Source organism: Pseudomonas sp. NLJ1, from assembly GCF_049486705.1.
GTDB classification, from domain to species: Bacteria; Pseudomonadota; Gammaproteobacteria; order Pseudomonadales; family Pseudomonadaceae; genus Aquipseudomonas; species Aquipseudomonas inefficax.
The window spans coordinates 457379-480451 of record NZ_CP137735.1; the positions used below are offsets into that span (position 1 = coordinate 457379).

20 protein-coding genes and 1 pseudogene are annotated in these 23073 nt (G+C 62.8%); 12 read left to right on the forward strand and 9 right to left on the reverse strand.

All coding sequences use genetic code 11. From position 1 onward, the window contains the following. Together R9B85_RS02030 and R9B85_RS02035 are read right to left on the reverse strand one after the other, a co-directional pair. Positions 1-633 carry a LysE family translocator gene (locus tag R9B85_RS02030; RefSeq protein WP_112252640.1) on the reverse strand — a complete coding sequence of 211 codons (633 nt, stop codon included), beginning with the start codon at positions 631-633 and terminating at the stop codon, positions 1-3. A gap of 71 nt (positions 634-704) precedes the next feature. Next, the gene (locus R9B85_RS02035; RefSeq protein ID WP_112252641.1) at positions 705-1319 is read right to left on the reverse strand and encodes a LysE family translocator; all 615 of its coding nucleotides are present in this window, start codon (positions 1317-1319) and stop codon (positions 705-707) included. A gap of 111 nt (positions 1320-1430) precedes the next feature. Here R9B85_RS02035 and R9B85_RS02040 point away from each other — a divergent pair, with 111 nt between their 5' ends. The 3 genes and pseudogenes from R9B85_RS02040 to R9B85_RS02050 form a co-directional block, all read left to right on the forward strand. Beyond that, a complete protein-coding gene (locus R9B85_RS02040; protein WP_207879057.1) occupies positions 1431-1883 on the forward strand; it encodes an Lrp/AsnC family transcriptional regulator in 453 nt (150 codons plus the stop codon). A gap of 413 nt (positions 1884-2296) precedes the next feature. Next, complete coding sequence (locus tag R9B85_RS02045) at positions 2297-3709, forward strand: purine-cytosine permease family protein (RefSeq protein WP_207879053.1); 1413 nt, start codon at positions 2297-2299, stop codon at positions 3707-3709. Positions 3710-3849: 140 nt separating this feature from the next. Then, positions 3850-4190 (forward strand): annotated as a pseudogene (locus tag R9B85_RS02050) (EamA family transporter); the annotation flags it as partial. A 147-nt stretch (positions 4191-4337) separates the two neighbouring features. On the opposite strand, the gene R9B85_RS02055 reads toward R9B85_RS02050, so the two are convergent. Together R9B85_RS02055 and R9B85_RS02060 are read right to left on the reverse strand one after the other, a co-directional pair. Next, positions 4338-5207 carry an RHS repeat-associated core domain-containing protein gene (locus R9B85_RS02055; protein ID WP_112252644.1) on the reverse strand — a complete coding sequence of 290 codons (870 nt, stop codon included), beginning with the start codon at positions 5205-5207 and terminating at the stop codon, positions 4338-4340. Positions 5208-5315: 108 nt separating this feature from the next. Further along, positions 5316-6020: an NUDIX hydrolase gene (locus R9B85_RS02060; RefSeq protein ID WP_313855317.1), complete on the reverse strand. Its 705-nt coding sequence runs from the start codon at positions 6018-6020 to the stop codon at positions 5316-5318. 138 nt (positions 6021-6158) lie between these two features. Here R9B85_RS02060 and R9B85_RS02065 point away from each other — a divergent pair, with 138 nt between their 5' ends. Together R9B85_RS02065 and pncB are read left to right on the forward strand one after the other, a co-directional pair. After that, positions 6159-6809 (forward strand): isochorismatase family protein, encoded by a 651-nt coding sequence (locus R9B85_RS02065; protein ID WP_112252646.1) that lies wholly within the window; start codon positions 6159-6161, stop codon positions 6807-6809. Further along, a complete protein-coding gene (gene pncB / locus R9B85_RS02070) occupies positions 6806-8005 on the forward strand; it encodes a nicotinate phosphoribosyltransferase (protein ID WP_423770774.1) in 1200 nt (399 codons plus the stop codon). The genes R9B85_RS02065 and pncB overlap by 4 nt, the downstream gene beginning before the upstream one ends. 113 nt (positions 8006-8118) lie before the next feature. Here the strand turns inward: pncB and R9B85_RS02075 are convergent, their stop codons facing one another. After that, positions 8119-9006, reverse strand: coding sequence for a LysR family transcriptional regulator (locus R9B85_RS02075; protein ID WP_423770775.1), 888 nt, complete (start codon positions 9004-9006; stop codon positions 8119-8121). A 111-nt stretch (positions 9007-9117) separates the two neighbouring features. Between R9B85_RS02075 and R9B85_RS02080 the strand changes: the two genes are divergently transcribed. The 3 genes from R9B85_RS02080 to R9B85_RS02090 all read left to right on the forward strand — a co-directional run bounded on the left by R9B85_RS02080 (position 9118) and on the right by R9B85_RS02090 (position 12183). Then, positions 9118-10179 (forward strand): YeiH family protein, encoded by a 1062-nt coding sequence (locus R9B85_RS02080; RefSeq protein ID WP_423770776.1) that lies wholly within the window; start codon positions 9118-9120, stop codon positions 10177-10179. Positions 10180-10391: 212 nt separating this feature from the next. Next, positions 10392-11765 (forward strand): nucleotide 5'-monophosphate nucleosidase PpnN, encoded by a 1374-nt coding sequence (ppnN, locus tag R9B85_RS02085; protein WP_085623623.1) that lies wholly within the window; start codon positions 10392-10394, stop codon positions 11763-11765. Between the two features lie 340 nt (positions 11766-12105). Next, a complete protein-coding gene (locus tag R9B85_RS02090; protein WP_252378776.1) occupies positions 12106-12183 on the forward strand; it encodes a DUF2790 domain-containing protein in 78 nt (25 codons plus the stop codon). A gap of 776 nt (positions 12184-12959) precedes the next feature. Here the strand turns inward: R9B85_RS02090 and R9B85_RS02095 are convergent. Next, on the reverse strand, positions 12960-14105 hold the full coding sequence (locus R9B85_RS02095; RefSeq protein WP_112252664.1) for a GGDEF domain-containing protein: 1146 nt from the start codon (positions 14103-14105) through the stop codon (positions 12960-12962). A 307-nt stretch (positions 14106-14412) separates the two neighbouring features. Between R9B85_RS02095 and R9B85_RS02100 the strand changes: the two genes are divergently transcribed. Continuing rightward, positions 14413-14760, forward strand: a complete 348-nt coding sequence (locus tag R9B85_RS02100; RefSeq protein WP_181457348.1) for a hypothetical protein — start codon at positions 14413-14415, stop codon at positions 14758-14760. Between the two features lie 307 nt (positions 14761-15067). Here R9B85_RS02100 and pssA read toward each other — a convergent pair whose 3' ends face one another. Beyond that, positions 15068-16396, reverse strand: a complete 1329-nt coding sequence (gene pssA / locus R9B85_RS02105) for a CDP-diacylglycerol--serine O-phosphatidyltransferase (protein ID WP_423770777.1) — start codon at positions 16394-16396, stop codon at positions 15068-15070. A 217-nt stretch (positions 16397-16613) separates the two neighbouring features. Next, on the reverse strand, positions 16614-18860 hold the full coding sequence (gene katG, locus R9B85_RS02110) for a catalase/peroxidase HPI (protein ID WP_423770778.1): 2247 nt from the start codon (positions 18858-18860) through the stop codon (positions 16614-16616). A gap of 447 nt (positions 18861-19307) precedes the next feature. Here katG and R9B85_RS02115 point away from each other — a divergent pair, with 447 nt between their 5' ends. Continuing rightward, the gene (locus tag R9B85_RS02115; RefSeq protein WP_207879847.1) at positions 19308-20213 is read left to right on the forward strand and encodes a LysR family transcriptional regulator; all 906 of its coding nucleotides are present in this window, start codon (positions 19308-19310) and stop codon (positions 20211-20213) included. Positions 20214-20312: 99 nt separating this feature from the next. Further along, positions 20313-20909 carry a hypothetical protein gene (locus R9B85_RS02120; RefSeq protein ID WP_112252670.1) on the forward strand — a complete coding sequence of 199 codons (597 nt, stop codon included), beginning with the start codon at positions 20313-20315 and terminating at the stop codon, positions 20907-20909. A gap of 85 nt (positions 20910-20994) precedes the next feature. Here R9B85_RS02120 and R9B85_RS02125 read toward each other — a convergent pair whose 3' ends face one another. Further along, the gene (locus R9B85_RS02125; protein ID WP_112252671.1) at positions 20995-21873 is read right to left on the reverse strand and encodes a DMT family transporter; all 879 of its coding nucleotides are present in this window, start codon (positions 21871-21873) and stop codon (positions 20995-20997) included. A gap of 246 nt (positions 21874-22119) precedes the next feature. Between R9B85_RS02125 and R9B85_RS02130 the strand changes: the two genes are divergently transcribed. Beyond that, positions 22120-22944 carry an aldo/keto reductase gene (locus R9B85_RS02130; protein WP_423770779.1) on the forward strand — a complete coding sequence of 275 codons (825 nt, stop codon included), beginning with the start codon at positions 22120-22122 and terminating at the stop codon, positions 22942-22944. Positions 22945-23073 lie beyond the last annotated feature (129 nt).

Genomic DNA, 23073 nt, shown 5'->3' on the forward strand with positions numbered 1-23073 from the left:
TCAACGCCGTCCTTCCGCCAGCATGCGCACGGCCAGGCCCGCCAGTACTGTGCCCATCAGCCAGCGCTGAACCTGCTGCCACAGCGGGCGACCGGCGAGGAACAGGGCGATGGACCCGGCCATGATAGCGATCAGTGCATTGACCGAAACACTGATGGCGATCTGCGTCGACCCCAGCACAAGCGACTGCAGCAGCACGCTGCCATGCCCCGGCTCGATGAACTGTGGCATCAACGACAGGTACATGACGGCGATCTTGGGGTTGAGCAGGCTGGTGGCAAAGCCCATGGTGAACAGCCGCCGCGGGCTGTCGGCAGGCAGATCACGAACCTGGAACGGCGAACGGCCACCAGGGCGCAGTGCCTGCCAGGCCAGGTACAACAGGTACAACGCGCCACAGATGCGCAGCGCGTCGTAGGCAAAGGGCACAGCCATCACCAGGGCAGTGATGCCCAGCGCGGCGCAGAACATGTAGATGACGAAGCCCAGGGCCACACCACCCAACGAAATCAGCCCGGCCTTGCGGCCCTGGCAAATCGATCGGGAGATAAGGTAGATCATGTTCGGCCCTGGGGTAAGGACCATGCCGAGGCAGATCAGGGCGAAGGTGAGCAGCTGTGTGGTTTCTGGCATGGGGCACGTCCTGGATGTGCGTTGAAGTGCTGCGAGTTTATCCGAGGCTTTGCTTGTCGTCTGTACCGGCCTCAACGAATCTGGCCGGCTATCAAACCCAGGGCCACCGTTATCATCGCCACTCCCGACACCCGGCCAACCAGCCTCGCAGCCCCCGGCCGAGTGCTCAACACGGCTTTGGCGCCATAGCCGACCAGCGAGTAGATCACCAGCGAGCTGCACAGGTGCACCAGGCCCAGCAGCAAGATCTGCAGCGGCACCGGCCAGCTCGACTGCGGGTCGGTGAACTGCGGCAACAGGGCCAGGAACAGCAGGAACACCTTCGGGTTCAAGCCACTGACGCAAAACCCCTTCAATGCCCAGCGTGAACCCGACTCCCCCGCCCCGTCCCGCCCAGCCGCCGGCAATGCCGGGCTCAGCAGCAGGTTGCCACCCAGCCACAGCAGGTAGCTGCACCCCGCCAGGGTCAGCAAGGTCAGCGCCAGCGGGTGGCCGGCCAGCAGGCTGCCGACCCCGGCCGCCACCACCAGGGTCGCGAGGAAATGCCCCGACAGCATCCCCGCCACCGCAGGCATAACCCAGCGCCCGCGCATGCCGGCCGAAATGGCATAGGCCCAGTCCGCGCCCGGGGTAATAACGAACAGCATCGACACGGCCCAGAACGCCGTCAGAACACTGAGAGCCACTTGAATCTTCCTTTTCCACTGCTTTGGGATGACCAAAGATTACGGATTCCGCCAAGGGATTTTCTTTCGTATATTCCCCGACAACCTTCAATTACTGGAAGATTCTTCTCGATGGACAGGACCGATCGAAAAATGCTTGCCGAACTGCAAAAAGACGGTCGGTTATCGGTGACCGAACTGGCCGACCGTGTGGGGCTCAGCCTGTCGCCCTGCCATCGGCGCTTGAAGGCACTGGAGGAATCAGGGGCGATTCTTGGTTATCACGCCCGCTTGGCGCCGAGCGCGCTGGGGCTGAACTTTGCCGCGCTGGTGTTCGTGACCCTGCGCGAAGTCACCCGCCAGCCGGTTGCGGACTTCGAAGCGGCGCTGGCTGAAATCCCGCAGATCGTCGAAGCACAGCGGCTGTTTGGCGACCCGGATTACCTCCTGCACGTGGTGGCCAAGGATCTGCCCGCGTTCCAGAAGCTGTATGACGAGCAGCTGACCAGCATTCCCAATGTGAAGCGGTTGAGTTCGACGCTGGTGATGAAAGAGGTGATTCAGGATCGGTTGTTGCCGATGTAGCGTTTTGCCTGTGTCGGCCCTTTCGCGGGTGAACCCGCTCCCACCTCGACCGCATTGATTTCAAGCCATGCGCAGTACCTGTGGGAGCGGGTTCACCCGCGAAAGGGCCAGCACAGGCAGCATTTCTATCCGCCCTGCAAACGCGCACGGCGCACCACCAAAGCACACCGCTTCTCGCCTCCATCAGGCCCAAATCCCTCTAGCCCAAGCCCTCCCGCCCCCTGGCACCCTCCTTGCTACCGTCCCCCGCTTAACCTTTTGTCAGCCTTAGTTTTTTTAACGTTTATGGGCACATATTTACTAATTTCTCGTTGCCCCCGCGCCCCGCATCATCGCTCCAACAAGAACGCGTCGCCCTTCGCCGGCACGCCCCCGGGCAGCTCCCGATGCCCTACCTTGCCTTGGAGTCAGTCATGACCAGTGCAGCCAATTCGGCACCCCTCATAGAAAAACACACGATCGGCTACGTGCCCCCGCAAGACCGCCATGGAAAGGTAAGGGATCTGTTCACACTGTGGTTCGGCGGCAACATCGCGCCGCTACCCATCGTCACCGGCGCACTGGGTGTGCAACTGTTCCACCTGAACCTGGTATGGGGCATCGTCGCTATCCTGGTCGGCCACCTGGTCGGTGGCGTACTGATGGCGCTGCACTCGGCACAAGGCCCGCAAATGGGCATCCCGCAGATGATCCAGAGCCGCGCCCAGTTCGGCTCGCTCGGTGCGCTGCTGGTGGTGGTGATCGCCGGGGTCATGTACATCGGCTTCTTCGCCTCCAACATCGTCCTTGCGGGCAAGTCGCTGCACGGCGTGGTCGATGCCGTGCCGGTGTCGGTGGGCATTGTCATCGGTGCGCTGGGCTCGGGCATCATCGGCATCATCGGCTACCGCTTCATCCACGTGCTCAACCGCATTGGTACCTGGGTGCTGGGTATCGGCATCGTGGTCGGCTTCGGCTACATCTTCAGCCACGTACAGAGTGACGACTTCCTCACGCGCGGCGGCTTCAACCCGGCGGGCTGGCTGGCCACGGTGTCGCTGGCAGCGCTGTGGCAGATTGCCTTTGCGCCCTACGTGTCGGACTACTCGCGCTACCTGCCAGCAGACGTGAAGGTCAGCTCGACGTTCTGGACTACCTACCTGGGCTCGGCCCTGGGTTCCAGCCTGTCGTTCATCTTCGGCGCCGTGGCGGTGCTGGCGATCCCGGCCGGCATGGACACCATGGACGCGGTCAAGCTGGCCACCGGTACCCTCGGCCCGATCATGCTGGTGCTGTTCCTGCTCAGCGTGATCAGCCACAACGCCCTCAACCTGTATGGCGCAGTGCTGTCGATCATCACCCTGGTGCAAACCTTCGCCCACCGCTGGATCCCCACCGCCAGGAGCCGCGCCGTGCTGTCGCTGGTCGTACTGACGGCCTGTTGCGTGGTGGCGGTGTTCGCCTCGGCGGACTTCATCGGCCACTTCGTCGACATGGTGCTGGTGCTGCTGGTGGTGCTGGTGCCGTGGACAGCGATCAACCTGATCGACTTCTATGCCATCCACAAGGGTGACTACGACATCCAGTCGATCTTCCAGGTCGATGGCGGCATCTACGGGCGCTACAACCCGCAGGCACTGATCGCTTATGCCGTGGGCATCGTGGTGCAGATCCCGTTCATGAACACGCCCCTGTATGTCGGGCCGATTTCCGAGCATATCAACGGTGCGGACCTGTCGTGGCTGGTGGGGCTGGCGGTTACCTCGCCGCTGTACTGGTGGCTGGCCAGCCGTGACAGCGCCTACCGTCGCCGGCAGATGAGTGCCAAGGTGGCCATGGGGCACTGATTCAACCAGTGCCGGCCTCTTCGCGGGCTTGCCCGCTTCCACAGGGACACCACAGCCTTCGAGGCCGGTGACATTCCTGTGGGAGCGGGCAAGCCCGCGAAGAGGCCGGTACGGGCAGCACAAAACCCAAGCAGATTTCCATGCTCCATCTATGGGAGCCAATGCGAAAATTTATGTGCGCTGCCCATATCGCCGCTGTGCTGTTCGGCCTGACCGGTATCCTCGGTCACCTGATCGAGGCCGACGCCAGCATCATCACCTTCGGCCGCGCCTCCTTTGCCTTCATCGCCCTGGGCTTCGTCGCCGGGCTCACGGGCGCGCGCCTGCTAGACGCCCTCACCCTGCGCAATCTGCCGGTGCTGGGCCTGACCGGCGCCCTGCTGGCTGCCCACTGGGTAACCTTCTTCATCGCCGTGAAGTTGGCGGCGTGGCCGTGGCCACCCTGGGCTTCGCCAGCTTCCCGGCGTTCATCGCCATGATCGTGCTGGCGACCATCCTGGCGGCGGCGCGCAAGGTACCAGCGGAACAAGGCGATGCCAGCCGCTGCGCGCATTGAATGACTTTCCCCGGCGCGGCTCAATGCACGGCGTGCCTCTACGACGAATGCGATAAAGGCTCGCGTCCAAGATCAGCGCCGCCTAGGGGGTGGAGTGGGGACTGCCGGTGGTCCATAGTTTTCAAGCATCTCATCAAACTTGTCGATCTCCCTTCCAAAACGCACATTCCACATTGCTTTAGCAACTTCAGGCCATGCTGACTCTCCAAGCTGCGCTCTATCGTGCTGAGCAGCGGGAAGCGAAAATCCCGCGAGGTCTGCTTTACTGACTTCGTAAGACTTATAATTTCCGAGCCCCCGTGCAGGCCTAAAAGCTCCAACGCCTAATACAAAGACATTCTGCTTCACTTCATAATTACCAGCCGGCAAATGAGAAATAGGATCACCACTCACAAAATCCGCTGCAAATCCACCAGTTTCAAAATTGTATTTAAGGTCCCATCGATTGTACGCATAGTGTGGAGCAGCTTGCTTATATAATCGTGCGACTACTTTGCTGTTTTCCATTTGCCCTCGATGTATTCCCCTTGCCACCTTCCTGAAGTGCGAAAGCTGTGGATGCAAGCTTGGCGGAAAACCTGCGACTTCCAAAACGGCAATATCCAACTCCATTTGAGGATTCGCTCGCCCCCTGACTCCGTTCCTGTTGAATCCTGAAGGATCAATATAATTCACGGGATCACCGGAACAATATGCGTAGGCATTTACCCCACCACGACCAAACGGGCTCAAAAAGTCGGGACTGACAAAGCGGCAAAGTGATGAACTATATGTACGGCGCCCGTTCCCTAGCAAATAACAGCCACTAAACATGTCTTGCAATTGACCGGCAAACCCGATAAGAGCCAAACATTCCGGGCTGACGGAAAAGCCATAAGGCGTATATGTTTTGGCATGATTGCGCTGGTTATGGAAAGTGGCATTACGAAAGCAAAGATTCATTATAAAGCCGCCCTCGTCGCTTAGAGCATTTACCCTAACAAGAACCCCGTGACTTCAATACTGTCATTTTTAACAGGTTACCTTCCTGAAGCGGAGATACCGCGGGCTCTATCCTCCTTCCGGCAATAAACTGCGGTCAAACATGAACGCCCGCTCACCCTGCGGCGTATATCGATACAACTGCTGCGGCCTACCCAGCCTCGGCTGGTTCTTCTCCCCGGTATCACTCACCCATCCCAATTCGCGCAAGCGCTCCAGGCGTTTGCGCAGCGAGGTGTTGTTCACCGCCTGCCCCAGGCAAGCCTGCACCGCACCTAGCGCATCCAGCACAGTGAACTTCTCCGCCAGCAAGTACAGCGGCAGGCTGCTGTACACCGTCTTCGCCGCCAGCCGCTCACGGGCAAGCTCCACCAACAGGTTGTGATCAAATGGCAGCAGCACCTTGCGCGCCAATACGCTGTCCAAGTCGAAAAACGCCAGTTGCTCGCACTCGACGACCTGCCCCGGTTCGAGCAATGCCAGGTAATAGGTACTGAGCGACCAGCCACGCGGGTCGCGGAAAGCATTGCCCTCGGTCCCCACCTGTTCCATGTAGCACGGTACGACTTGGGCTTTCTCGCGCAGCGCACGTTCGGCGGCCGCTTCCAGGCTGGTGTCGGGGATGCGGCCATTGACGATGACCCCGGGCAAGGCCCATTGGCCGGCATGCGGTTCACGCTCACGACGGTGCAACAGCACTTGCAGATGCTGAGCTTCGGGGGCCATGCGCAGGGCGACGATATCGACGCTGGCCAGGACTTCGACTGTACTCACCGGGCGACTCCTTGTTCAAGCTCATTATAATCCACCAGGGCATCTAAGTAAGGCAAGCAGAAACCCGATATAAAATGGCGCTTGACACACTTAATACACCAGGTGAATTATATAGCCATTCCAGCAAGGAGAACCGCCATGAAGATCGCCAGTTTCGATGTCGACGCCCAGAACGGCTTCACCAGCAACGTGCCGCAAGAACTGCCGGTTCCTGAAGGCGATGAAATCGCGGCAGATCTCAATACCATGGCCTTGCGTGCCGACCTGCGCCTGGGCAGCAAGGACGCCCACCCGGCCAACGCCGCCTGGGTGGTCGCCGACCCCGCACACATGTTGCAACCCCTGTCCCTGGCCAACGCCGACCTGACTTGGGTCAGTCACTGCGTCCCCGGCACTCCCGGTTTCGAGCTGCTGCCCGGCTTGCCTGCTCCCATCGACTACGACTATTTCGTGTGGAAAGGCGTCGAGCCCGACCTGCACCCCTACGGCGCCTGCTACCACGACCTGGCCGAGCGTCGCTCCACCGGGGTAATCGAGTACCTCAAGGTACAGCAGGTAGGTGCAGTGATTGTCGGTGGCCTGGCCCTGGACTATTGCGTCAGGACCACCGCCCGCCAATTGCGCCAGGCCGGTTTCCAGGTGCTTTTGTACCTGCCGGCCTGCCGTGCACTCACCCAGGCAGGCGCCATCGAGGCGTGTGGCGCCCTGGCCGCCGAGGGCGTGATCCTCTGCGGCGACGAAGCGGCGCTGGACTACCAGCTCTCTCTGATCAAGGAAGACCGCCCATGAGCGACAGCGTTTTCGGCCCGCGCATCATCCAGAACCTGCTGGACACCGACTTCTACAAGATCACCATGATGCAGGTGGTGCTGCACAACTACCCCAACGCCGAAGTGGAATGGGAATTCCGCTGCCGTAACGGCGAGAACCTCGCACCTTACCTGGCGGAAATCCGTTACCAGGTCGAGCAACTGGCCGATGTCAGCGTCACTCATGACCAGCTCGCCTACCTGGAAAAGATCCCGTTCATCAAACCGGACTTCATCCGTTTTCTCAGCCTGTTCCGCTTCAACCTGCGCTATGTGCAGGTGGGCCTGGATGCTGCCGGGCAACTGGCGATTCGCGTGCGCGGGCCGTGGCTGCATGTGATTCTGTACGAGATCCCGCTGCTGGCGATCATCAGCGAGGTGCGCAACCGCTACCGGTACCGCGAGGTGGTGATAGAGCAAGTCCGCGAGCGCCTGTATCAGAACCTCGACTGGCTAACGACGGAGGCCAGCGCCGAAGAACTGGCCGGTTTCCAACTGGCCGACTTCGGCACCCGGCGGCGCTTCTCCTACCGGGTGCAGGAAGAGGTGGTACACATTCTCAAACGTGACTTCCCGGGCCGCTTTGTCGGTACCAGCAACGTGCACCTGGCCCGTGAATACCAGCTCAAGCCGATCGGCACCATGGCCCACGAATGGTTCATGGCCCACCAGCAGCTCGGCCCACGACTGGTCGACAGCCAAGCCGCTGCGCTGGAATGCTGGGTGCGGGAATACCGGGGGCTGCTGGGCATCGCCCTGACCGACTGCATCACCATGGACGCATTCCTGGGCGATTTCGACCTGTACTTCGCCAAGCTGTTCGATGGCCTGCGGCACGATTCGGGCGACCCGCTGGCCTGGGCGGAAAAGGCCATTGCCCACTATGAGCGGCTGGGGATCGACCCGAAGAGCAAGACCCTGATCTTTTCCGACGGGCTGGACCTTGCCAAGGCGCTGCGGCTGTACCGGGCGCTGCATGGGCGGATCAATGTGAGCTTTGGCATTGGTACCCGGCTGACCTGCGATATCCCGGGGGTGGAGCCGATGAACATCGTGATCAAGATGACGGCGTGCAATGGGGCACCGGTGGCCAAGATTTCCGACAGCCCGGGCAAGACACAGTGCCGGGATGAGAACTTCGTGGCCTATCTGAAGCATGTGTTCAAGGTGGATTGAGGGTGCCTGTGCTGGCCTCTTCGCGGGCTCGCCCGCTCCCACAGATGTCTCACGGCTCTTGCACGCGGTGCAGTACCTGTGGGAGCGGGTTCACCCGCGAAAGGCCGGTACAGTCACCCCACCTCTTGCAGGCCAATACACAACTCAAGGAACCGCGCCGCCGCCCGCGAGGGCGTCGCTGCATGTGGCATCAGTATCGAAAACCGCCTGACCAAGGGCTCTGGCCTAACCTGCAACCGCTGCAACGCCCCGTCCTCATGCCGGATCGACATCGCCGACACAAAACCGATCCCCATCCCGGCCCGCACCGCTTCCTTCACCCCTTCCACCCCGGCAATCTCCAGCGCCACGCGCATTGCCACGCCGCTGCGGGCAAACGCCCGCTCGACGATCTGCCGCACACCCGAACCACTCTCACGCAGTACCAAGGGGTAAGCCCCCAGCGACGCCAGCGTCTGCCGATCACTGCCAGCCAGCGGATGACCACGCGGCACGATGGCCACGATCTCGTCTTCCCGCCACGCTGTCACCGCCGTGCCCAATGGCAGCTCCTGCCCAGGTGGCCCTTCGATCAGGGCGATATCTACGCTGTCCAGCGCAGCGACAATTTCCGCCGTATTGCCGTTGGAGGTGCTTACCAGCACCTCGGGGTAGCGGGCATGGAAATCGGCAATCAGGTAGGGCAGCAGGTAGCTGGCCGGCGTGGTACTGGCGCCGATGCGCAAGGTACCGCGCTCCAGCCCGCGCATGGCCTCGCGCAACGCCTGGGCTTGACGGAAGGTTTCGCGCAGGCGCTCGGCATGGGCCAACAATTGCTCGCCGGCTGCTGTCAGCCGCACACCACGGCCTGCGCGCTGATACAGGGGCTCGCCAAAAGCTTCCTGCAGCAGCTTGAGCTGGCCGGACACCGCCGGCTGCGACAGGTGCAGAGCCTGGGCCGCATGGCTGATGTTGCCGTGCTCGGCGACGGTGGCGAACGTTATCAGTTGTTCTGGGGTCATGAGTGCAAAATATCAGCTCAACGGATATTTGCCATTCTGAATTACGATTTTTTATAAGCTTATAACCAGATTAACGTAAGCCATGTCGAAACACCTTTCCGGAGGGCTCACATGGCCACGGTTCCATCCACACCCGCCTTGGCGCCTACCCTCTCTACCCGAGGGCGGCTCAATGGCATCCTGTTCGTCGCGCTGTTCGCGCTTGCGGTCACCCAGCTGGCCGCCCTGCCCGCCATCGCCAACCTGGGTATCAGCCCGCTGATTGTCGGTATCGTCGCCGGTGCGCTTTACGGCAATGCACTGCGTGATGGTTTACCGGCCAGCTGGGCGGCGGGTATCAACTTTTCCGCCCGCGGCCTGCTGCGCATTGCCGTGGCCTTCTTCGGCCTGCGGGTAAGCCTGCAGGAAATTGCCGAAGTCGGCTGGTCCGGGCTCATCGTGTCGTTGCTGGTGGTTTCCAGCACCCTGCTGATCGGCCTGTGGTGCGGCATGAAGCTGTTCAAGCTGGACCGCGATACCGCCTTGCTGACCGCAGCCGGCAGCGCCATCTGCGGCGCCGCAGCGGTTCTGGCCTTCGAGTCGGCCCTGCGCAGTGCACCGCACAAAAGCGCCATGGCGGTTGGTAGCGTGGTGCTGTTCGGCACCCTGTCGATGTTCCTCTTCCCATTGGCGATCAATGCCGGCTGGCTGCAACTGGACACCATGGGCGCCGGGCTGTTCCTGGGTGGCACCATTCACGAAGTGGCCCAGGTAGTCGGTGCGGCCAGCAACGTCAGCCCCGAGGCCACGCATATCGCCACCATCGTCAAGATGACCCGGGTGATGCTGCTGGTACCGGTGCTGCTGGTGGTCGGGCTTTGGATCAGCCGCGCGCGCCAGCCGGGCCAGGCACAGGGTAACGGGCGCATCGCCATGCCCTGGTTCGCCTTCGGCTTCCTCGCGCTGGTGTTGGTGAATTCGCTGCAGGTGCTGCCCGACAGCGTGACGCAGGTGGTCAACAGCCTGGATACCTTTGCCCTGACCATGGCCATGACCGCGCTGGGCATGGAAACGCGCTTCAGCCAGATTCGCCAGGCCGGGCCGCGGGCGCTGGCCACCGGGGCGATTCTCAACCTCTGGCTGGTGTTTGGCGGCGTAGCGATTACCTTGGGTGTGCAGAGGCTGTTGGGATGACTTGAGACCGAGTCGCCTGCTTCGCGGGTAAACCCGCTCCCACAGGTATCGCGCTGCCTTCAGAACCTGCGCCGTACCTGTGGGAGCGGGTTTACCCGCGAAGCAGGCGGCTCGGTCTCATGAGGTTTTTGTTGCCCCCCCTCGTTGCCGTCCGCATTTCTCGGTATGGTGTTGTCAAAGAAGGATGTTTTACCCGCACAGGAAAGACTTAGATGCCTCAACGCAATGTCATCAATGCATCCGTCAGCCCCAAAGGCAGCCTGGAGACGCTGTCACAACGTGAAGTGCAGCAACTGAGTGAAGTCGGTACCGGTAGCCTTTACACCCTGTTCCGCCAGTGCGCCCTGGCCATCCTCAACACCGGCGCCCATGTCGACAATGCCAAGACCATCCTCGAGGCCTATCAGGACTTCGAGGTGCGTATCCATCAACAGGACCGCGGCGTGCGCCTGGAGCTGCTGAATGCCCCGGCCGACGCCTTCGTCGATGGCGAAATGATCGCCAGCACCCGTGAAATGCTGTTCAGCGCCCTGCGCGACATCGTCTACACCGAAAGCGAGCTGGCCAGCCAGCGCATAGACCTGGAAAGCTCCCAGGGCATCACCGACTATGTCTTCCATCTGCTGCGCAACGCCCGCACCCTGCGCCCGGGCGTGGAGCCGAAGATGGTGGTGTGCTGGGGTGGCCATTCGATCAGCAGCGAGGAATACCAGTACACCAAGAAGGTCGGCCACGAGCTGGGCCTGCGCAAGCTGGACGTATGCACCGGCTGCGGCCCGGGTGTGATGAAGGGCCCGATGAAGGGCGCCACCATTGCCCACGCCAAGCAACGCATGCACGGCAGCCGCTACCTGGGCCTGACCGAGCCCGGCATCATCGCCGCCGAAGCGCCCAACCCGATCGTCAACGAACTGGTGATCCTGCCGGACATCGAGAAGCGTCTGGAAGCCTTCGTTCGTGTCGGCCATGGCATCATCATCTTCCCGGGCGGTGCCGGCACGGCCGAGGAGTTCCTCTACCTGCTGGGCATCCTCATGCACCCGGACAACCAGGAGCTGCCGTTCCCGGTGGTACTCACCGGCCCGCGCAGTGCCGAGCCGTACCTGCAGCAGTTGCACGCGTTCGTCGGCGCCACCCTGGGTGAGGCGGCGCATCGCTTGTACGAGATCATCATCGATGACCCGGCGGAAGTTGCCCGGCACATGGTCGAAGGGCTCAAGGCGGTGAAGCAGTTCCGCCGCGAGCGCAACGATGCCTTCCACTTCAACTGGCTGCTGAAGATCGAGGAGAGCTTCCAGCGCCCGTTCGACCCGACCCACCAGGCCATGGCCGACCTCGACCTGCGCCGCGAGCTGCCGGCCCACGAACTGGCCGCCAACCTGCGCCGGGCGTTTTCCGGCATTGTCGCCGGCAACGTGAAGGACAAGGGCATCCGCCTGATCGAGGAACACGGGCCGTATCAGATCCGTGGCGACAGCGCCGTGCTGGACCCACTGGGCCGGCTGTTGCAGGCGTTCGTCGACCAGCATCGGATGAAGCTGCCTGGCGGGGCGGCGTATGTACCGTGCTACCAGGTGGTGACCTGATTCGCCCTGACTGAATTGTAAGTTTGCCGTCATGCCCCTGTGGGTTGCTCCTCGATAGCCTGAGTGCCGAGATGACTGACCTACAGAGGTTCGACGATGAAAACCTTTCTTGCTGGCGGCGTATTGCTGCTGTTGCTGACTGGCCAGGCGCTGGCCTATTCCGATAACCGTGCCGAGCAGGTGCTGACCGAACACCAGCAAGCGATTTCGGCGTATGCGGCCAAGGCTGGCAAGCCGATGCCGACGGTCGAGGATTACCGTTATGGCATGAAGCTGGACATTGCCAGTTTTCGTGCGACAGTCCGACGATCCGAAGACCTGCATCGTTGTACCGAAGCTGATGACCTTCGAAGACAGCCAGGGACGCTTGCAGACCATTCGTTACAGTGCGCAATCGCAGTGCATCAATAACAAGTAGCCGCTTAATCTTGCTATTGCTATTGCTATTGCTATTGCTGTTGCTGTTGCTTCGGCTTTTGCTTCTGGCACGCGATAGTTCAGGCGCCGCAGATTGCGACTTCAGGAGGCCGAGCGAAGGGACTGCGGAGGGAGGTGACGGGCATGGATGCCCGTCAAGCGCTGAGGCCCCATGGATGGGGCCTGCAGCGCGTACTCCCGGTAGCAGGCCCGTAGCGAGGGGACCCCGGAGCGAAGCGCAGGGGCCGGATGATAGGAGCCAGCGTTTTTTGGTTACTTTTTGTCGCGTTTGACAAAAAGTGACTCGCCGTAAGGGCGAAAAGGTGCGTATGCGTCGCCATCGTAAATGGACTGTTCGCTATATAAAAACCGTCGCTTAAGCTTTTTGGCTTTTTGGGATGTGGCATTCACATCGAGTAGACATTCATTCGCGATGGTGGCGCAAAGTCACCTTTCCGCCCTTACGGCGGGTCCCTTTTTGTCGTGGCAAAAAGGAACCAAAAACCGTCGGCTCCCATCATCCGGCCCCTGCGCTTCGCTCCGGGGTTCCCTCGCTACGGGCCAGCTCCCGGGAGTACGCGCTGCAGGCCCCATCCATGGGGCCTCAGCGCTTGACGGGCATCCATGCCCGTCACCTCCCTCCGCAGTCCCTTCGCTCGGCCTCCTGAAGTCGCAATCGGCGGCGCCTGAACTTTCGCGTGCTTAGAAGCAAAAGCAACGGCAACGGCAGGAGCAAAGGCAGGAGCAAAGGCAAAGGCAAAGGCAAAGAAAAAACTGCTACTGGCTGAGGTGGGCCATCGGCCGTTCGACAAAGCGGATGCTGTCGCGCCCATTTCGTTTGGACTGGTACAACGCCACATCCCCCTGCTCGATCAAGGCCGCCAGGCTCGTCGGCGGCTGGTCGAACAGGTTGACGCCGATGCTCAAGGTGACCGGCTGCGGCGTAGGCACCGTCTTGCTGGCATGCTGCTGGAACTGCTCGCGCAGCAGTCCGCCCAGCTCCATGACCTGCTCGCTGTTCGCCCCACACAGCAGAATGACGAACTCATCACCGCCCAACCGCGCCGCCAGCGCGCGCTCGGGCAAAACCATACGAATCATCTCGCTCAGGGCAATCAGCAAGCGGTCCCCTGCAACATGCCCGTGCAGGTCGTTGACCAGCTTGAAGTTGTCGATGTCGATCAGTAGCAAGGCCCCGGGCTGCGCCGAATCCACTGCCTTGAAGAAAGGCCCCGCACGCACCTCCAGTGCACGCCGGTTGTACAGCGCCGTCAACGGGTCACGGGCCGCCAGACGGGCAATCCGCGCCTCGCGCCGGTAGCGCACGGTGCCGGTCATCGACAAGGCAATCAGCATGATCGCCATCGCACCTTCGACCAGGGAAACCTGAATGATCAGCCCGCCGAAAGTGGCCAGGTCAATCAGCGTCCCCGGCGTGATCGCAATGATCGCCTTGGCCACATAGAACACCCCATGAACCAGCAACACATAGCGCAACTGCACGGCGCCAACACTCAACGACTTGCCATGCGGCCGCAACAGCCAGCTGGCCTTGAGCGTCAACAGCGCCACCAGCAACGAGTTGACCATCAGCATTACCTTCGACCACTGCGGCCCCACAGGCAACAGCAGCAAGGCGAACCACACCAGCACGACCGATAACCAGATACGCGACAGCCGCACCTGGGTGAAGCGCAACACCCCCATCAGGAAGAACCAGTGCGCCACCACCAGCAAACCGTTGGCGAACCAGATACCGATCAGCACCAGACCGATGCCGCGCAGCAAGGCCAGGGTGGAACCAATCGTGATGGTGGCAAAGCCTGCACTCCAGAACAGCAGCGATGAATCGCGAACGCTGCGCCACTCGATCGCCAGGTACAACGCGGCCGCGCCAGCCAGGGCAATGGAGATAGTCAGCATGGTGGGTGGATCAAGCGCCATGAACGGATTGGCCTGTCTGGTTGACGGGGAAAAGGCCCGATTGTATGCGCTCGTGATGACTTTTCAGAGGAGCCTTACACCACCAGCCTGCAAATGATAGCCCAGCCCTGGCCAATACCTGTATGAGTGAATGTCATATTGACATCAGCCTGTCATTTGCACCACAAAAACTGCTGTCGTTATGACAACACACCAGCGCAAAACGCCCATCTGCAAGGGCTTCCCAGCTGGCACGAAAGCTGAACCATTCTCTTTCGCCACTACCTGCCTTGCGGAAATAACCATCATGAAAAATATCCTCCTCCCTCTGGTGATGTCCCTGTCCATCGCCCTGCCCGCCTGCGCCGACGAGGTGCTCTCGGAAAGCCCCGACAACACGGTGGGCTATGGCGCCGGGGGCGTCACCGGCCTGATGGTTGGCGCCGCGCTCGGCGGCCCTTTCGGCGCCATCGCCGGTGCAGCCTTGGGTGCAATTGGCGGCGCCGCCGTGCAACAAGGCAGCGGGCACAGCGACGCGGCCTACGTGGTACGCCATGACGACGGCAGTACCCAGCGCTATCGCTCGCCCAATGCCCGCTTCAAGCCCGGTGATCAGGTGCAGGTGAGTGGTACTCGCCTGGTCCCGGCGCAGTAATGCGCACCGCTCAACCTGGGGCCGGTGCTGACGGTGCTGGCATCGTGGGCGATCCTGAGCGAGGAGATTTCGCTGTATCAGGTCGTCGGGTTGGCGGTGGTGTTGTTTGCGGTGTCGCGGCTCAAGCCGCGGGGCAAACAGGAAACCAAGGTGGCACAGCCTGGCGCGGCCCCTGTAGGAGCGGCCTTGTGTCGCGAAAGGGCTGCAAAGCAGCCCCGGCAATAGCGGCGGTGACGCTGAACTCGAGGGGCCGCATTGCGGCCCTTTCGCGACACAAGGCCGCTCCCACAAAAACGCTTGAATCCCCTCAGAGGACCCGTTTGATCAGCGGCTCCAGCCGGCTATAGCGCAGCCGCCGCAAGAACCTGCGCACTTCCTTGGGGTGCTCGGCCTTTACCCCCAACTCCTCGGCCGAGCCGATCTTCGGCGCATGCCGGCGCAGCTCGGCCAGCTCTGCTTCCCGTGGCCCCAGCCATTGCCCTTGTGGGTCATCGATCAGCAGGCCATTCTCCAGATCGAGGTTGAAGCCGCGCGGGTTGAGGTTGTTTCCGGTCAGCAGCGAATAACGCTGGTCGACCCACACACCCTTGGCATGAAAAGTATGCCCGGGGTCGTTCCAGATCCGCACCTGCAGCTGGCCGCTGGCAATTGCCGCGTGGCGACGTCGGGTAAAGGCGCGCAGGTTGTCTTCGTACAGGTAAGGCAACGCGCCGCTCGCACTGAACGGCTCGCCGGGGGCTATGTAAAAGTCGTTGGCCGTGCGATCACCAACGATCAGTTCCACCCGCAAGCCACGCGCCAGGGCATGGTCGAGCTCGCGCATCAGCACCCGGGGCGGGTTGAAATACGGCGTGCTGATGATCACCTGCGTACGCGCCGCCGCCAACAAGGCGCACAGTGCCCTGTTCAGCGGGTTGCCACGCCCCACACCCAACAGCGGGACAACCCGCAGGCCCTGCCCCGCCCCGCTGGTCGGTGCCTCATAGGCCATGCGCCGCAGCCGCGCGCGCAAGCGCCGGATGTCGCCGCGCAGGCTACGGGTGGAGGGTGGCGCCGGCAGATCGAGGCGCGGTGTGGCGGTGTGGTGCAACAGGCGCCGTACCAGACCGACCATTGCGTCGGCCAGTTCTGGAGACTGGAACAGGTGGTAGCGGTCCAGGCGGTAGCGGTCGAAACGGTGCAGGTACACATTGTTCAGGCTCGCGCCGGTGTAGATCACGCAGTCGTCGATGATGCTGCCCTTCAGGTGCAACACGCCGAACAGCTCGCGGGTCTGCACCGGTACGCCATGGATGACGATGTCCAGCCCATGGTGCTGGCGCTGGGCCTGGTACCAGGCAGCATTACCCGGCTGGCGACCGGCGCCCAGCAGGCCGCGTCGGGCACGGAACCAGTCGACCACGATGGTGATTTCCAGCCCCGGCCGCGCGGCCTTGGCCTGGTACAAGGCATCCAGCACTTCCTGGCCGGCCTCGTCTTCCTGCAGGTACAGCGCAACGATGACGATACGCCGGGTTGCGGCGCGGATGCGCTCGAGCAGGCAGGCGCGGTAGGCCTTGGCATCGGGCAGCACCTGGATCGACTCGGCCGACATGGCGTAGCCTGGCAATGCCGCCAGCATGGATTCGGGGTTCACGAACGATCACCTTCTGTGTGCAATCACTGTCGAGCATCAGCTTGCACAGGAAGATTGAAATGGTCCAGCCCCCGGAGAGCATGGGGCTGCTTTGCAGCCCTATCGCGACACAAGGCCGCTCCTACAGGTATCGCGCAAGCCAGAAAGGCTACGCAGGGCCTGTAGGAGCGGCCTTGTGTCGCGATAGGGGCGCAAAGCGCCCCCATTTCTGACGAAGCTATTTCAGGTCAAAGCGATCCAGCTCCATCACCTTCTCCCAGGCCGCCACAAAGTCCCGCACGAACTTGCCGCCGCCATCGCCACTGCCATACACCTCGCTCAACGCCCGCAACTGAGCATGGGAGCCGAACACCAGGTCAACCCGGCTACCGGTCCACTTCAACTGTCCGGTCTTGCGGTCGCGCCCTTCGAAGGTTTCGTTATCCGCCGAGGTCGGTTTCCATTCCACGCCCATGTCCAGCAGGTTGCGGAAGAAGTCGTTGCTCAGGGTACCGACCTTGTCGGTGAACACGCCCTGCTGGCTGCCGCCATGGTTGGCGCCGAGCACCCGCAGGCCGCCGATCAGCACGGTCATTTCCGGCGCGGTCAGGGTCAACAGCTGGGCCTTGTCCAGCAGCAGCTTCTCGGCCTTGACGCTGTAGCGGGCCTTGGTGAAGTTGCGGAAACCATCGGCCAGCGGCTCCAGCACGGCGAACGACTCGACGTCGGTTTGCGCCTGGTAGGCATCGGTACGCCCCGGGCGGAACGCCACGCGGACGTCGTGCCCGGCGTCCTTGGCGGCCTTTTCCACTGCCGCAGTGCCGGCCAGAACGATCAGGTCGGCCAGGGAGATCTTCTTGCCACCGGCGTTGAACTCGGCCTGGATCTTCTCGAGCGCCGCCAGCACTTTGCCTGTGCCCTGGTTCGCCGGCCAGTCCTTCTGCGGCGCCAGGCGCAGGCGGCCACCATTGGCCCCGCCACGCTTGTCCGAACTGCGGAAAGTCGATGCCGCCGCCCAGGCTGTGGCCACCAGCTCGCCAACGCTCAGGCCCGCCGCCAGCACCTTGGCCTTGAGCGCGGCAATGTCCTGCTCGCCCACCAGCGGGTGGTCGACTTTTGGCAGCGGGTCTTGCCACAGCAGCTCTTCGTCGGGCATTTCCGGGCCCAGGTAGCGCGCCAATGGGCCCATGTCGCGATGGATCAGCTTGTACCAGGCGCGAGCGAAAGCGTCTGCCAACTGATCAGGGTTGTCCTTGAAGCGGCGGGCAATCGGCTCGTAGACCGGGTCGAAGCGCAGCGCCAGGTCGGAGGTGAGCATGGAAGGCGCGTGGCGTTTGCCCGGGTCATGGGCATCCGGCACGGTGCCTGCCCCCTTGCCCTCCTTCGGCCGCCACTGGTGGGCACCGGCCGGGCTCTTGGTCAGTTCCCAGTCGAAGTTGAACAGGTTGTTGAGGTATTCGTTGCTCCATCGGGTGGGAGTGGAAGTCCAGGTCACTTCCAGGCCACTGGTGATGGTATCGCCCCCCTTGCCGCTGCCGAACTTGTTGGCCCAGCCCAACCCCTGCAGCTCGAGGCCTGCAGCTTCCGGCTCCGGGCCGACGTTGTCGGCAGGGCCTGCACCGTGGGTCTTGCCAAAGGCGTGGCCACCGGCGATCAGGGCCACGGTTTCCTCATCGTTCATGGCCATGCGGCCGAAGGTGTCACGGATGTCCTTGCCCGAGGCCACCGGGTCGGGGGTACCTTCCGGGCCTTCCGGGTTCACGTAGATCAGGCCCATCTGCACGGCGGCCAGGGGGTTTTCCAGGTTGCGCTCGCCCTCCAGGGTACGGCCCTGCTCCTCGGGGTGCTTGGCCGGCTCCGCCACCAGGTCGCCCTTGCCAGGCGGCTGGGCCTTGCCGTAGCGGGTGTCACCGCCCAGCCAGACCTTTTCCGAGCCCCAGTACACATCTTCGTCCGGCTCCCACACATCGGCACGCCCGCCGGAGAAGCCGAAGGTCTTGAAGCCCATGGATTCGAGGGCGACGTTGCCGGTGAGCACGATCAGGTCGGCCCAGGAAATCTTGTTGCCGTACTTCTGCTTGATCGGCCATAGCAGGCGCCGGGCCTTGTCCAGGCTGACGTTGTCCGGCCAGCTGTTGAGCGGGGCGAAGCGCTGCTGGCCGGAGCCTGCACCGCCCCGACCATCGCCGATGCGGTAGGTCCCGGCGCTGTGCCAGGCCATGCGGATGAACAGCGGGCCGTAGTGGCCGAAGTCGGCGGGCCACCAGTCCTGGGAGTCGGTCATCAAGGCGGTCAGGTCTTTCTTCAGGGCCTGGAAGTCGAGGCTCTTGAATGCCTTGGCATAATCGAAATCCGGGTCCATCGGGTCGGACTTGGAGGAATGCTGGTGAAGAATTCTCAGGTTGAGCTGGTCAGGCCACCAGTCACGGTTGGTGGTGCCGCCACCTGCGGTTTGATGGAACGGGCATTTCGATTCGTTCGACATCTGCGGGTACCTTTGGGTCGGTTATCCAGATTTCCGGTCTATGCCAGGTGTTCTTTCAGCCGAGCGCGTGGGCTCGTGCTACCCCTCATCAGGTCTACACGGGGCTTGCGAAGCTGTCACGACGGGATTGCCGCGGTCTTGCACGCAGGTGCTGACACGCCGCCCGCTCGCGGAACTCGCGGGGCCACGGGAAAGACTAGCCGAGCTTGGACAGAGTTCTAATAGAGTGGCTATTGAGGGGTGATAGGTTGGCTCTGTCAGCTTTTCTGTGCCGGCCTCTTCGCGGGTAAACCCGCTCCCACAGGTACTGTACAACCCTCAAGAATTGTACTGGTCCTGTGGGAGCGGGTTTACCCGCGAAGAGGCCGGCACATCCATACAAGGCAACCAAGCTGTCCGTATGCTCCAATACAACGCCAACCCTTCCAATCCGGAACCCGTACCCTCATGAATCGCAACGACCTGCGCCGCGTCGACATGAACCTGCTGGTACTGTTCGAAGCCCTGATGATCGAACGCAACCTGACCCGGGTCGGCGAAAAGCTGTTCATCACCCAGCCCACCGTCAGCGCCGCCCTCGCCCGCCTGCGCGAACTGTTCGACGATCCGCTGCTGATCCGCAACGGCCGGGCCATGGAGCCCACGCCAAGGGCCATGCAGATCTTCACCGAACTGGGGCCGGCCATGGATGTGATTTCCGCCGCCATCAGCCGCGCCCGCGAGTTCGACCCGGTCAACAGCTGCAACGTGTTCCGTCTGGGCCTGTCGGACGATGCCGAGTTCGGCCTGTTCCCGGCCCTGCTGCAGGCCCTGCGCGAAGAGGCCCCGAACATCAGCGTGGTGGTGCGCCGGGCCAACTTCCTGCTGATGCCAGGCCTGCTGGCCAGCGGCGAAATCTCGGTGGGCGTGAGTTACACCACCGACCTGCCGGCCACCGCCAAGCGCCGCAAGCTGCGCAACATCGGCGTGCGGGTGCTGCGCGCCGATGACCGCCCGGGCCCGCTGACCCTCGACGAATACTGCGCCCGCCCACATGTGATGGTGTCGTTCTCCGGCGACATGAGCGGCAATATCGACCTAGACCTGGCGCGCATCGGTCGCTGCCGCAAGGTAGTGCTGGCGGTGCCGCAGTTCGGCAGCCTGCGCGCCCTGCTGCGCAACACCGAGCTGATCGCCACGGTGCCGGACTATGCCGCCTGCGCCCTGGCCGACGACGGCAGCCTGCGCGCCGACCCGGCGCCGTTCGACATCACCGAGGCGGAACTGTCGATGGTGTGGAGCGGCGCCCAGGACAATGACCCGGCCGAGCGCTGGCTGCGTGAACGCATCCTGCAGTTCATGGCCACACAGTGATGCATCGACTTCATCGATAGCTACCATGAATGCCATCAAGTTCCGCTGCGCCAAGCCCGGGCGGAAGATGGCGGCATTCACTGATTGATGAGGCCTCCCATGAAAACCGGCATGATCGCTGCCCTGCTCGCCTTGCTGGCCGCCCTTGGCGGTTGTGCCAGCCCGGCCGCTACCGACGCGCAGCCCTACGGGCACTTCTATTCCGCCACGGCCATTTCCAGTGTCGCCCTGGCCCCCGGCCAACGGGTGGCGGTACTGCTGGGGCGTGACGCCGAAGCAACCCTCGAATACCTCGACAGCCATCGTACCCAGGCAGCGGCGCCGGCCCAGGGCCCGCGGGGCCCTGCTGCGACCCTGGGCAGCGAGAGCCAGGCGTATGACTGGCTGGCGCGATCACTGGCGCAGCAATTTGCCGAGGTGACTTTCTACGACGACCTGGATACCTTGCTGGGCGATCACCCGGATGTGATCGTGTTGCTGGACACCGAAAGCCGTCTGGCTAGTGCAGGTATCGAAAGCCGGGTGGTGGCGCGCTTTTTCGATGACCAGCTGACCTATATCGGCCGCGCTGAAGGGCGGGCCAGCAAGCGCCTGGGCGATGTGGCGCGGGTGGTCGAGGATGAACGTGCCGTGCAGGCGGATGCGCTGCGGGACTTTGACGATTCGTTGCAGGCGTTGTTGAAGGGTCGGGTTTGAGGGCCCTTTCGCGGGTAAACCCGCTCCCACAGCTGCGCTGTACCTGTGGGAGCGGGTTTACCCGCGAAGAGGCCACTACAGGTTGTCACTTACCCCGCTGCATCCACGCCGCCCCCAGCCCACTGAGGCAAATCACCGAGATACCCACCAGGCTCAGGGTATCGGGCACCTGGCTATAGACAACCAACCCAAGCAACCCGGCAAACACGATCTGGCAATAACTGAACGGTGCCAGCAAGGCCGGCGCCGCATGGCGGAAGGCCTGGGTCAGCAGCAGATGCGCAGTCATGCCAAAGCCACCCAGCGCCAGCATCAGCAGCGCATGGTCCCAACGCGGCACCTCCCAGAAGAACGGCACCAGCGCACTCATCGCCAGGGTGTTGCACAACCCCGCATAGAAGTTGCTGGTGGTCGGGCTGTCATGCGCTGCCAGGATGCGCGTCAGCAACTGATAGAAGCAGAAACCCAGCGCCGAACCGAACGGATACAGGATGGCCGGGGTGAACATCGCCCCGCCCGGGTGCACCACCACCAGCACGCCGATGAAGCCCATCACCACCGCCACCCACTGCCCCACCGTCACCCGCTCCTTCAGCAGCGGTGCCGACAGCGCGGTGACCAGCACCGGGGCAAGGAAGTTGACCGCCGTGGCCTCGGCCAGCGGCAGGTACTGCAGCCCGGTGGTGAACAACAGGCTAGTACTCAGCAGGCTCAGGGCACGTAACGTCTGCAACAGCGGGCGGCGGGTGCGCAGCACGTTGAGGCCGGCCTTGGGCAGGAAGATGCCGGCCATGAGCAACGTGTGCACCACATACCGCGCCCACACCACCATGATGATCGGGTACAGGCCACCGAGGAACTTGGACAGGGCATCGTGACTGGCGAACAGGAACGTCGCCACCACCACCAGGGCGATGCCGCGCAGGGGTTGGTTGACTCCGGACAGCGGTGTGCTGGAACTCATGGCACTCTCGATGACGGCGCGGCTGGATGCGGCGCCCGGGGAAGGCCGCGCAGGCGTTGCCTGGCGGATGCAACAGTTCGGATTCTAGAAGAGATGCCGGAGAATAAGGAAGTTCAATTGCCGCTAGCGAGGCCGACTGCAATTTCTGTTCGCTGATCGACCACTTTCCGCCCCGCGCGCATGGCCCGTGCAGTGCTGATCGCCGACTATCGAATGCGAACCCTGCACACCCTACAAGGAATTTTAATGCAAAGGCTCACCACCCGTAACGGCCTGGACCTGCCCGCGATCGGCCTGGGCACCTGGCCAATGACCGGCAGCGAGTGCACCCAGGCCGTGCGCCAGGCGCTTGAAGTGGGGTACCGGCACATCGACACCGCCACTGCCTATGACAACGAAGCCGCCGTCGGCCAGGCCCTGCGCGACAGCGATGTGCCGCGCGAGCAGATTCACCTGACCACCAAGGTATGGTGGGATCGCCTGGCGCCCAAGGCCATGCGCCAGTCGCTGGAGAGCAGCCTGCGCGCGCTGGGTACCGAGCAGGTCGACCTGTTCCACATCCACTGGCCCGGCCAGGACTGGGACCTGGCCCGCAGCATCGAAACCTTGGTGGCCCTGCGTGACGAGGGCAAGGCACGCAGCATCGGCGTCGCCAACTTCCCGTTGGGGCTGCTGCGCCAGGTGGTGGAAACCCTGGGTGCACCCTTGTCGGCGATCCAGGTGGAATACCACGTGCTGCTCGGCCAGCAACCGCTGCTGGACTATGCCCGCCGCCACGACCTGCTACTCACCGCCTACACCCCGCTGGCCCGGGGGCAGGCTGCGGCGCAGCCGGTGATCCAGGCGATCGCCCGCAAGCACGGCGTACTGCCCAGCCAGGTGGCGCTGAAGTGGTTGCTGGACCAGGACAGCGTGGCGGTGATCCCCAAGGCCGGCAGCCGCGAGAACCAACTGGCCAACCTGGCGGCGTCGGACGTGCAACTGGATGACGAGGACCGCGCGGCGATCGCCGGGTTGCCGAAGGACCAGCGGGTGGTGAGCCCGGCGTTTGCGCCGGACTGGAACAGCTGACCCTTGATCAAGCCTTGAAAGCTTGCACGGCCGATGTGGGAGCGGGTTCACCCGCGAACACCGGCGCAGCCGGTGCCAGCCACCGTGTCGCCTGCTTCGCGGGTGAACCCGCTCCCACAGGTACTGCGC